This is a genomic window from Streptomyces sp. SID1328, assembly GCF_009865595.1.
GTDB classification, from domain to species: Bacteria; Actinomycetota; Actinomycetes; order Streptomycetales; family Streptomycetaceae; genus Streptomyces; species Streptomyces griseoluteus.
Genome location: NZ_WWKH01000518.1, coordinates 1 through 10,841 on the forward strand (window position 1 = coordinate 1; position 10,841 = coordinate 10,841).

Here is a 10,841-nt window from a genome sequence, read left to right on the forward strand (position 1 = left end):
GTGGAGGTGGCGCACCGCTCGGGCGGGCCCCAGCCGGCCAGCACCACGGCGGCCCCGCGCGCGGCCAGCGGCAGCGCGGCGGCGAGGGTGTCATCGAGGTCGGCGGAGTCGTCGAGGGCGCCGACCGTCTCGTAGGCGGTCACGAGGGTGTACGGGGGTGTGTCGTCGTCGGCCGCGTCCGCGGGGGAGTCCGCCTGCACGAGCCGGGCGTCCAGGGGGCCGTCCGGGTCCAGACGTTCGCGGGCGAGGGCGAGGTGTTCGGTGCGGGAATCGACGCCGGTGACGGCCGCGCCCTTGGCGGCCGCCAGCAGCAGGGCGAGCCCGGAGCCGCAGGAAAGGCCCAGCAGGCGGGTGCCCGGTCCCACTTCGAGGCGCTCGTGGACGGTCTCGTGGAGCGGCAGAAGCATCCGCTCCTGGATCTCCGACCAGTCGCGCGCGCGTTTGCGGGGGTTCACGCGGGGTGGTGCGGAACCCGCGTGGGCCAGGTGCTCCCGCACGAGCGTAGGTGTCATAGGTAGCGCCCCAATCCGCCGGCTGTCCGTCGCTGTGCCCGGTGTGTGGCCCCCCGTGTGCCGTGCGTGCGCACTTTCCACGTATGCCAGGTAACTCCCGGCTCGCCGTGCCGTCCAGTGGTCGTGGGGCCCGGCTTGCCGCCGGATGGCGCGTGTGGCTCGAATTCACGCCCCCGCAACGCTGCCGCGCACCACCGGGTTCGGCGGCGCTCGGGGGCACCCGGTAACGTGCGGGTTCCGGCGGTGGCAGTAGCCCCGCCGACGCCGGCAGCCGTACGTCTGGCTACGCACCGGCTTGTGGGGAGCTGCGAGGCTTCTCCGTGAAACGGCGGACCCGCCCTCGTCAGGACGCATCGGCGACAACTGACGGGTAGGTGCAAATTATTTGAGATGCCCCGGAATAGGAACACAGCGGCACCCCCGCTCGTTGTCATTACGTGAGCACGACACAGACACCACCTGTTCTCGCCGCGGAGCTGGCACAGGCGTGGGCCGACATTCAGCGGTACCACCCCGAGCTGCCCGACCTCGCCGCACCGGAATCACTGATCGGGGAGTCGTCGTCCGCGTGCGGACACGAGCTCTCCTTCGAGCGGCTGCTGCACGAGGCGGTGCACGGCATCGCCGCCTCCCGCGGGGTGCGCGACACCTCGCGCGCCGGCCGCTACCACAACCGCCGTTTCCTCGCCGTCGCCGAGGAGCTGGGCCTGGACCACCCCGAGGAGCCGCATCCCAGCAGCGGTTTCTCGCTGGTCACGCTCAACCCCGAGGCCAAGCGGCGTTACCGTCCGACCATCGACCGGCTGCAGCGGGCGCTGAAGGCGCACACGGTGGCCACCTCCGCCGACACCTCGCGCACCTTCAGGGGCCCGGCCGCCCGGCACGGCTCCTCCGGGGGCGGGGTCCGGGTCAAGGCGGTCTGCGACTGCGGGCGCAACGTCCGGGTGGTCCCCTCGGTCCTGGCGCAGGCGCCGATCATGTGCGGCGGCTGCGGCAAACCGTTCCGCATCCCGGAGGCGGTGGCAGCGGCGAGCTGACGAGACGGCTGCTCGTGGCAGCCGTACGGTCGGCTTCCCTCCGCCCGGCGGGCGGGCGCAGGCGCGCGGCGCCGGGCGCCTCGCAGGCATGCCCGGATCGCCGACCGTGTCCCTTGGCGCCCCGCGGGGTGTGGCACAATGTCTAGCTGTACTCGACAGTCGCACAGGACCCCTCTCTCCTCCGGCTGACGCGTCCATCGGGCACTCGGGTACCGCAACCCCACGCGGCAACTCCGCCGTGCCCAACACGTCAATTCCAGGAGAACTCACTCCCGTGGCAGTCAAGATCAAGCTGAAGCGTCTGGGCAAGATCCGTTCGCCTCACTACCGCATCGTCGTCGCCGACTCCCGTACCCGCCGTGACGGCCGGGCCATCGAGGAGATCGGCAAGTACCACCCGACCTACAACCCGTCGGTCATGGAGGTGGACGCCGATCGCGTCGCCTACTGGCTGGGTGTCGGTGCGCAGCCGACCGAGCCGGTGCTCGCCATTCTGAAGAAGACCGGCGACTGGCAGAAGTTCAAGGGCGAGCCGGCCCCCGCGCCGCTCCTCGTTGCCGCGCCGAAGGCCGAGCGTCCGTCGTTCGAGGGCCTCGGCTCCGACGACGACAACAAGGGTGAGGCCATCACCCAGAAGAAGAAGGCTGAGAAGAAGGACGAGGCGGCCGCTGAGTCCGCCGAGTCGACCGAGGCCTGAGCAGCATGCTCGAAGAGGCGCTTGAGCACCTCGTGAAGGGCATCGTCGACAACCCCGACGATGTGCAGGTCGCCTCGCGCGACCTGCGCCGCGGGCGCGTGCTGGAGGTCCGGGTGCACCCCGACGACCTCGGTAAGGTGATCGGCCGCAACGGCCGCACCGCGCGCGCTCTGCGTACCGTCGTGGGCGCCATCGGCGGCCGCGGTGTCCGTGTCGACCTCGTCGACGTGGACCACGTCCGCTGACGCTTCATAGCAACCGGCTCGGGCCGGGGAGGGCCACTGGGCCGTCCCCGGCCCGCAGTCGTATGACAGGAGATCTGTACTCGTGCAGTTGGTAGTCGCACGGATCGGCCGTGCTCATGGCATCAAGGGTGAGGTCACCGTCGAGGTGCGGACCGACGAGCCGGAGTCGCGGCTCGCACCGGGCGCCGTCCTGGCCACCGACCCGGCGTCCGTCGGGCCGCTCACCATCGCCACCGGCCGCGTGCACAGCGGCCGTCTCCTCCTGCGCTTCGAGGGCGTCGGCGACCGCACCGGCGCGGAGGCGCTGCGCAACACGCTGCTGATCGCCGACGTCGATCCGGAGGAGATGCCGGAGGACGAGGACGAGTACTACGACCACCAGCTCATCGACCTCGACGTGGTCACCGCGGACGGCACGGAGGTGGGCCGGATCACCGAGATCTCCCATCTGCCCTCCCAGGACCTGTTCATCGTGGAGCGCCCGGACGGGAGCGAGGTGCTGATCCCGTTCGTGGAGGAGATCGTCAGCGAGATCGACCTGGAGGAGCAGCGGGCGGTCATCACGCCGCCGCCCGGCCTCATCGACGACCGGGCCGAGATCGCTTCCGCGCGGGACGAGGCTGCGGAGGCTTCCACGCCCGACGAGGACGAGGACGCATGAGGCTCGACGTCGTCACGATCTTCCCGGAGTACCTGGAACCGCTGAACGTCTCCCTCGTCGGCAAGGCCCGCGCACGCGGCCGCCTCGACGTGAACGTCCACGACCTGCGCTCCTGGACCTACGACCGGCACAACACGGTCGACGACACCCCGTACGGCGGCGGTCCGGGCATGGTCATGAAGACCGAGCCCTGGGGCGACGCCCTGGACACCGTGCTGGCCGACGGCTACGAGTCGGGCGCGCACAGCCCCGCCCTGATCGTGCCGACCCCGAGCGGCCGCCCCTTCACCCAGGAACTCGCCGTCGAGCTGTCGGAACGCCCCTGGCTGATCTTCACCCCGGCCCGCTACGAGGGCATCGACCGCCGGGTCATGGACGAGTACGCGACCCGGATGCCGGTCTACGAGGTGTCCATCGGGGACTACGTCCTCGCGGGCGGTGAGGCGGCCGTCCTGGTCGTCACCGAGGCCGTGGCCCGGCTGCTGCCCGGCGTGCTCGGCAACGCAGAGTCGCACCGGGACGACTCCTTCGCCCCCGGCGCGATGGCCAACCTCCTGGAGGGGCCGGTCTACACCAAGCCGCCCCAGTGGCGGGGCCATGGCATCCCCGACGTGCTGCTCAGCGGGCACCACGGCAAGATCGCGCGCTGGCGGCGGGACGAGGCGATGCGCCGCACCACCGCCAACCGGCCCGACCTGATCGAACGCTGCGACCCCGCGACGCTCGACAAGAAGGACCGGGAGATGCTCTCCATCCTGGGCTGGTCCCCGGACCCGGAGGGCCACTCGTCCGGGCGATTTTGGCGCAGGAGCGAGGGCGTGGAACAATAGGCCGCTGTTGTGCGTCCGTCCGGCGTGCGCCCCTGCCACAGGGGGACACGACGCCCGTTCCGACCCGCACGGCAGACCTCTTCGAACATCTAGTTCCGTTGATGACCTGTGGCATCAGCGAAGAAAGCAGACGAAATGTCTCACCTGCTCGACACCGTCGACTCCGCGTCGCTGCGCACCGACGTCCCGGCCTTCCGCCCGGGTGACACCGTCAACGTGCACGTCCGCGTCATCGAGGGCAACCGCTCGCGTGTGCAGCAGTTCAAGGGCGTCGTGATCCGCCGCCAGGGTTCGGGCGTCCGCGAGACCTTCACGGTCCGCAAGGTCTCCTTCTCCGTCGGCGTGGAGCGTACCTTCCCGGTGCACACCCCGATCGTCGAGAAGATCGAGCTCGTCACCCGCGGTGACGTGCGCCGCGCCAAGCTGTACTACCTCCGTGAGCTGCGCGGCAAGGCCGCGAAGATCAAGGAGAAGCGCGACAACTGAGCGCCTGCCTTCAGTGGTGACGGGGCCGGATAGCATCTGGCCCCGATGGACACCGAAGCAAAGCCCGCCGAACGCGACCGTTCCCGCCCACCCGGTACACCGGGTCGGTGGGGCCGGTCGCGTTTCGCGTTGGCCCCGCTCGCCGAGCGGGTGCCGGGCGGCCGGTTCACCCTGGCGTTCCTCACCTGCCTCGTCTTCCTGCTGCTCCTGAGCACGTTCGTGGTGCGGCCGTTCGAGATTCCGAGCGGTTCCATGGAGCGCGGATTGAGGGTCGGGGACCGCGTGCTCGTAAACAAGTTGGCGTACCGTTTCGGTGCCCGTCCGAGCCGCGGTGACGTGGTGGTGTTCGACGGGACCGGCTACTTCGGGCACGCCGACTACATCAAGCGCGTTGCAGGGGTGGGAGGCGACCATGTGGTCTGCTGCGACAGGGAGGGGAGGATCGAGGTGAACGGCCACCCGGTCGACGAGACGGGGTTCCTCTATCCGGGGAACAGCGCGTCCGACGTGCCCTTCGACGTGGTGGTGCCCGACGGCCGCCTCTTCCTGCTCGGTGACCACCGCGCCCGCTCCAGCGACTCCCGCGACCACCTCGGCTCGCCCGGCGGCGGCATGGTCCCGGTGGAGGACGTGGTGGGCCGCGCCGACTGGATCGTCTGGCCGTACGGCCACTGGACGCGCATCGAGCGCCCCGGCGCCTACGCGCACGTACCTGCCGCGGAGGCCGCGCATGGGTAACCGGGCAAGGCCACGCGGGGTGTCCGGCGCGGCCGCCGACAATCCGCTGCCCACCGGCGCCCGCCGGACCTCACGGCCGAGCGCCGGCCGTTCGCGGGCGGAGCGGCGCAAGCTCCAGCGCAAGGTGAAGCGCAAACGCAGACGGTCGGCGGTGCGGGAGATCCCGCTGCTGCTCGGGGTCGCGGTGCTGATCGCGCTGGTGCTGAAGACCTTCCTGGTGCAGGCGTTCGTGATCCCCTCCGGCTCGATGGAGCAGACGATCCGGATCGGGGACCGGGTGCTGGTCGACAAGTTCACCCCCTGGTTCGGCTCCCGGCCGGCGCGCGGTGACGTGGTGGTGTTCCACGATCCGGGCGGCTGGCTGACCGGCGAGGAGGCGCCGAAGAAGAACGACCCGGTCGTGGTCAAGCAGGTGAAGGAGGGGCTGACCTTCATCGGCCTGCTCCCCTCGGACAACGAGAAGGACCTGATCAAGCGGGTCATCGGAGTGGGCGGCGACCACGTGAAGTGCTGTGACGCCGAGGGGCGGGTCACGGTCAACGGCGCCCCGCTCACCGAGGGTGCCTACATCTATCCCGGCAACGCCCCCTCCGCGACCTCCTTCGACATCACGGTGCCCAAGGGCCGCCTGTGGGTGATGGGCGACCACCGGGGCAACTCCGCCGACTCCCGCTTCCACCAGAACCTCCCGTACGGCGGGACCGTCTCCGAGGAGTCGGTCGTCGGCCGGGCGATGTTCATCGGCTGGCCCTTCGCGCACTGGACGCGCCTGGACGAACCTAAAACCTTCGCAAGCGTCACCGACGCGGCGTCCGGGGCGAGTGCGGGCCGTGCCCCGTCGCATAGGGTTGCCCCCTACGATCCGAACGGACTGACCCAGCTCCCGACCCCTGCGGAACTCCCGCTCGTTATGGGAGTGGTGGGCCTGCACCGTGCATGGGGCAGGCGGCGGCACAGAGTAAGGAGTTGGCGTGGGGGATGTGGCGGTTGGCGCACGGTCGGGGCACGACGGCGAGGAGCACCGCGGGCACCCCGTGGGGTCCGACGCCTCGGCCCCGGACGGCGCCGTGAACTCCGGGAACGGCATCGCGGCGGCCGGTGACGGCACCCCGCCCGGCCGTCCCCCGCATACCGACGAGGGCGGTGGCGGCGGCGGTGCCGCGCGCCGGCCGGAGAAGCAGCGCTCGTTCTGGAAGGAACTGCCGATCCTCGTCGGCATCGCGCTGGTCCTGGCCCTGCTGATCAAGACGTTCCTGGTGCAGGCGTTCTCGATCCCGTCCGACTCGATGCAGAACACCCTCCAGCAGGGTGACCGCGTCCTGGTGGACAAGCTCACCCCCTGGTTCGGTTCCGAGCCCGAGCGCGGCGAGGTCGTCGTCTTCCACGACCCTGGCCAGTGGCTGGCGGGCGAGCCGACGCCGGAGCAGAACGCGGTGCAGAAGGCGCTGAGCTGGATCGGCCTGATGCCGTCCGCCGAGGAGAAGGACCTCATCAAGCGCGTGATCGGCGTCGGCGGCGACACGGTCGAGTGCGAGGGCAGCGCCCCGCTGAAGGTCAACGGCAAGGCCCTCGACGAGCCGTACGTCTACCCCGGCAACACGCCGTGCAGCGTGGACGACCAGGGCGGCCAGTTCAAGGTCAAGGTGCCCGAGGGCTACATCTGGGTGATGGGCGACCACCGCCAGAACTCGCGGGACTCCCGGTACAACCAGACCGACGAGAACCACGGCATGGTGCCGGTCAAGGACGTCGTCGGGCGCGCGATCGTGAAGGCGTGGCCCATCAACCGCTGGGGCACCCTGCCGATCCCGGACACCTTCGACCAGCCGGGCCTGGACACGCAGAGCTCGGCCGCCGCTTCGCTGCCGTACGCGCCGGGCGCCGGTGCGGTCGCGCTCGTGGTGCCGGTGGCGGTGTGGCGTCGCCGCAAGGGGACTCGTCCCGCTGCCGCCGAGGCCGCGCGCGAGGTGTGAGCTCGGGGAGCGCTTGAGGTGCGAGCTCGCGCGGCACTCGAGGTGTGACCCATGGGCACTGCCGAGGGCGGTGTTTCCCGGAGACCCGGTGAAGAACCGGTCACCGGGGGACACCGCCCTCGCGGCTTTCCGGCCCGGTGTGCTACCAAAGGCGGATCGTGGCAGGCCGGGCGACCCCGGCGGAGGGGACCGGGAGACGACATGGCAAGTGCCCAAGGCGCGGAGTCCAAGGGCGGCCTCGGCGGGAAACTGTCGGGCGTGGCGGTGGCCCTGGGCCTGCTGCTCTTCCTGGCCGGCTTCGGCTGGGCCGCGGTGACCTACCGGCCCTACACCGTGCCGACCAGCTCGATGACCCCCACCATCGACGCCGGGGACCGGGTGCTGGCCCAGCGGGTCGACGGCGCGGACGTGCGCCGGGGTGACGTGGTGGTGTTCAGCGACAAGACCTGGGTGACCGGTGCCGACGTGGTCAAGCGGGTGGTCGCGGTCGGCGGGGACACCGTCGCCTGCTGCACCGACGGCAAGCTCAGCGTCAACGGCAAGCCGGTCGACGAGCCCTATCTGCCCAAGGGCACCCCGGCCGAGGTCAAGGGCTTCCCGACGGTGACCGTGCCCAAGGGCCGCCTCTTCCTGCTCGGCGACGAGCGCCAGGGCTCGCTGGACTCCACCGCGCACCTCACCGACGCCGCCGAGGGCACGGTGAGCCGCGGTGCGGTGCACGCCCGCGTGGACTCCGTGGTCTGGCCGATGCGGGGCATGCTGACCCGGCCGACCGGGTTCGAGGCGCTGGGCACGCTCTCGGAGCCGGGTCCGCTGCCGCTGATCGAGGTGATGATCGTCGCCGGTGCGGTGCTGGTCCTGGGCGGCGCCGCCTACGGCCCGATCGCGGCGCGGGTGGGCCGTTCCCGCGCCCGGAGCAGCGCGGAGCCCGTCCATGCCGGCTGAGGACCCCTATGCGGGTGGCCTGCGCAAGGTCGCCCGTGTGGTGCTGCTCGACCCCGCCGACCGCGTCCTGCTGCTGCACGGCCACGAGCCGGACGACCCGGCCGACGACTGGTGGTTCACCCCCGGCGGCGGTGTGGAGGGCGCCGAGACCCGCGAGCAGGCCGCGCTCCGTGAGCTGGTCGAGGAGACCGGCATCACCGAGGTCGACCTCGGACCGGTGCTGTGGCGCCGCCGGTGCTCCTTCCCGTTCGCCGGGCGCCGCTGGGACCAGGACGAGTGGTACTACCTGGCCCGTACGACACAGACGGTGACGGCCGCCCTCGGGCTCACCGAGCTGGAGCGGCGCAGCGTGTCCGGAGCGCGCTGGTGGACGTGTCGGGAACTCGAGCAGGCGCATGAGACGGTGTATCCGACCAGGCTCGCCGGGCTGCTGCGCACGCTGCTCGACGAGGGTCCCCCGGCCACGCCCGTGACCCTCGACACGGAAATCGTCTGAGGGTTCGCCGGACTGGCGCACAATGGGGGGATCGCACGGCTGAAGGGGAAGCTGCCATGAGCGCCGAGGACCTCGAGAAGTACGAGACCGAGATGGAGCTGAAGCTCTACCGGGAGTACCGAGACGTCGTCGGTCTGTTCAAATACGTGATCGAGACGGAACGGCGCTTCTACCTCACCAACGACTACGAGATGCAGGTGCACTCGGTCCAGGGTGAGGTGTTCTTCGAGGTATCGATGGCCGACGCCTGGGTGTGGGACATGTACCGCCCGGCGCGGTTCGTCAAGCAGGTCCGGGTGTTGACGTTCAAGGACGTGAACATTGAGGAGCTGAACAAGAGTGATCTGGAGTTGCCGAGCGGCTGAGGCAGCTCTGAGGCCTCTCTGAGGCAGCTTTGAGTTCGCTCGGACAGGGCCGGCGCTGGTCGTCACTCACATGGGTGGCGGAGATATCCACAAGCGCGGCTCCGTCCACCAAGATCCACTACTTTCGGTGTGCCCCGTCACGGTGGGTGCCGGAGGTGGTGCCGACATGAACAAGGCACGCAGTGGACTGGGCAGGTACGGCGAGGATCTGGCCGCGCGGCGGCTGACCGAGGCCGGGATGAGCATCCTGGAGCGCAACTGGCGCTGCGGACGCTCGGGAGAGATCGACATCGTGGCGCGGGACGGCGGCACGCTGGTCGTCTGCGAGGTGAAGACCCGGCGCGGCGGGGAGTTCCAGCATCCGATGGCCGCCGTCACGCCCGAGAAGGCGCGACGGCTGCTGGACCTGGCCGAGCGCTGGGTGCATACCCACGGCGGAGCACCGCCCGACGGGGTCCGGGTCGATCTGGTGGGGGTGCTGCTGCCCCGGCGCGGCGCGCCCGCCGTGGAGCATGCGCGGGGGGTGGCCTGAATGGGATTCGCCCGCACCTGCTCGGTGGCCCTGGTCGGTGTCGAGGGTGTCCTCGTCGAGGTCCAGGCCGACCTCGAGCCCGGAGTGGCCGCGTTCACCCTTGTGGGGCTGCCGGACAAGAGCCTGACGGAGAGCCGGGACCGGGTCCGGGCCGCCGTGGTGAACTCCGGTGGCGAGTGGCCGCAGAAGAAGCTCACCGTGGGACTCAGCCCGGCCTCGGTGCCCAAGGCCGGCTCGGGATTCGACCTCGCCGTGGCGAGTGCCGTGCTCGGCGCGGCCGAGCGCATCGACCCCAGGGTGCTGGCCGACATCGTCATGATCGGCGAACTCGGGCTGGACGGGCGGGTCCGGCCGGTCCGGGGCATCCTGCCCGCCGTACTGGCCGCCGCCGACGCCGGGTACACCCAGGTCGTCGTGCCCGAGTGCGCCGCGGCCGAGGCCGCGCTGGTGCCCGGGGTGTCCGTGCTCGGCGTGCGCAGCCTGCGCCAGCTCATCGCCGTCCTCGCGGACGAACCGGTACCCGAAGAGGAGCCGGACGCTCCCGGACGCCCCGATCCGCTCCTCGCCGGGCTCCGGATGCCGGGTACCGGCTCGGCCACCGGTATGCACGGCGCCGGGGCGGCCCAGCACGACCAGGGCCACGACCTGGCCGACGTGGTGGGCCAGACCTCGGCCCGTACGGCGGTGGAAGTGGCGGCGGCCGGCGGTCACCACCTCTTCCTCGAAGGCCCGCCGGGCGCGGGCAAGACGATGCTCGCCGAACGGCTCCCCGCCGTACTGCCCCCGCTGACCCGGCAGGACTCCCTGGAGGTCACGGCCGTGCACTCGGTGGCAGGGCTGCTGCCACCGGGCAAGCCGCTCATCGACGTGGCGCCCTACTGCGCCCCGCATCACTCGGCCACCATGCAGTCGCTGGTCGGCGGCGGCCCCGGCGTCGCCCGGCCCGGTGCCGTCTCCCTGGCCCACGGGGGCGTGCTGTTCCTGGACGAGGCGCCCGAGTTCCACAGCCAGACGCTGGACGCGCTGCGGCAGCCGCTGGAGTCCGGGCATGTGGTGATCGCGCGGAGCGCGGGCGTGGTGCGGTTCCCGGCCCGGTTCCTGATGGTGCTCGCGGCCAACCCCTGCCCCTGCGGGCGTTTCTCCCAGCGCGACTCCCTGTGCGACTGCCCGCCCTCGGCGATCCGGCGCTACCAGTCCCGGCTCTCCGGCCCGCTGCTGGACCGGGTGGACCTGCGGGTGGAGGTCGATCCGGTGACCCGCGCCCAGCTGACCGACCCCGGTGCGCGCGGCGAGTCCAGCGCGACCGTGGCCGGCCGGGTGCGCG

General features: G+C 71.3%; 15 protein-coding genes. 14 read left to right on the plus strand and 1 reads right to left on the minus strand.

All coding sequences use genetic code 11. The features are described 5' to 3' along the window. Positions 1-512: methyltransferase (locus tag GT030_RS16285; protein WP_161201718.1), on the minus strand; the 512-nt coding region annotated here is incomplete at its 3' end. A 437-nt stretch (positions 513-949) separates the two neighbouring features. Between GT030_RS16285 and GT030_RS16290 the strand changes: the two genes are divergently transcribed. From GT030_RS16290 to GT030_RS16355, 14 genes are all read left to right on the plus strand, one after another. Then, positions 950-1,549: a hypothetical protein gene (locus GT030_RS16290; RefSeq protein ID WP_030808564.1), complete on the plus strand. Its 600-nt coding sequence runs from the start codon at positions 950-952 to the stop codon at positions 1,547-1,549. A 274-nt stretch (positions 1,550-1,823) separates the two neighbouring features. Next, positions 1,824-2,246 (plus strand): 30S ribosomal protein S16, encoded by a 423-nt coding sequence (gene rpsP / locus GT030_RS16295; protein ID WP_031183689.1) that lies wholly within the window; start codon positions 1,824-1,826, stop codon positions 2,244-2,246. A 5-nt stretch (positions 2,247-2,251) separates the two neighbouring features. Continuing rightward, the gene (locus GT030_RS16300) at positions 2,252-2,491 is read left to right on the plus strand and encodes an RNA-binding protein (protein WP_005479813.1); all 240 of its coding nucleotides are present in this window, start codon (positions 2,252-2,254) and stop codon (positions 2,489-2,491) included. A gap of 82 nt (positions 2,492-2,573) precedes the next feature. Then, positions 2,574-3,152, plus strand: a complete 579-nt coding sequence (gene rimM, locus GT030_RS16305) for a ribosome maturation factor RimM (protein WP_161201719.1) — start codon at positions 2,574-2,576, stop codon at positions 3,150-3,152. Next, a complete protein-coding gene (gene trmD / locus GT030_RS16310; protein WP_161201720.1) occupies positions 3,149-3,982 on the plus strand; it encodes a tRNA (guanosine(37)-N1)-methyltransferase TrmD in 834 nt (277 codons plus the stop codon). Before rimM ends, trmD begins: the two co-directional genes overlap by 4 nt. Before the next feature lie 135 nt (positions 3,983-4,117). Beyond that, positions 4,118-4,468, plus strand: a complete 351-nt coding sequence (gene rplS / locus GT030_RS16315; RefSeq protein WP_030808575.1) for a 50S ribosomal protein L19 — start codon at positions 4,118-4,120, stop codon at positions 4,466-4,468. Between the two features lie 45 nt (positions 4,469-4,513). Beyond that, positions 4,514-5,206: a signal peptidase I gene (gene lepB / locus GT030_RS16320; RefSeq protein WP_161201721.1), complete on the plus strand. Its 693-nt coding sequence runs from the start codon at positions 4,514-4,516 to the stop codon at positions 5,204-5,206. Then, positions 5,199-6,308 carry a signal peptidase I gene (gene lepB, locus GT030_RS16325; RefSeq protein ID WP_161201722.1) on the plus strand — a complete coding sequence of 370 codons (1,110 nt, stop codon included), beginning with the start codon at positions 5,199-5,201 and terminating at the stop codon, positions 6,306-6,308. The genes lepB (GT030_RS16320) and lepB (GT030_RS16325) overlap by 8 nt, the downstream gene beginning before the upstream one ends. After that, complete coding sequence (lepB, locus tag GT030_RS16330) at positions 6,241-7,179, plus strand: signal peptidase I (protein ID WP_161201723.1); 939 nt, start codon at positions 6,241-6,243, stop codon at positions 7,177-7,179. The genes lepB (GT030_RS16325) and lepB (GT030_RS16330) overlap by 68 nt, the downstream gene beginning before the upstream one ends. A gap of 201 nt (positions 7,180-7,380) precedes the next feature. Then, a complete protein-coding gene (gene lepB / locus GT030_RS16335) occupies positions 7,381-8,124 on the plus strand; it encodes a signal peptidase I (protein ID WP_161201724.1) in 744 nt (247 codons plus the stop codon). Then, positions 8,114-8,620 (plus strand): NUDIX hydrolase, encoded by a 507-nt coding sequence (locus tag GT030_RS16340; protein WP_161201725.1) that lies wholly within the window; start codon positions 8,114-8,116, stop codon positions 8,618-8,620. Before lepB (GT030_RS16335) ends, GT030_RS16340 begins: the two co-directional genes overlap by 11 nt. Positions 8,621-8,676: 56 nt before the next feature. Then, positions 8,677-8,985, plus strand: a complete 309-nt coding sequence (locus tag GT030_RS16345) for a DUF2469 domain-containing protein (protein WP_003993268.1) — start codon at positions 8,677-8,679, stop codon at positions 8,983-8,985. Positions 8,986-9,151: 166 nt separating this feature from the next. Then, positions 9,152-9,517 carry a YraN family protein gene (locus GT030_RS16350; protein ID WP_030808589.1) on the plus strand — a complete coding sequence of 122 codons (366 nt, stop codon included), beginning with the start codon at positions 9,152-9,154 and terminating at the stop codon, positions 9,515-9,517. Further along, a partial coding sequence (locus tag GT030_RS16355; RefSeq protein WP_161201726.1) for an ATP-binding protein occupies positions 9,518-10,841 on the plus strand: 1,324 nt, incomplete at its 3' end.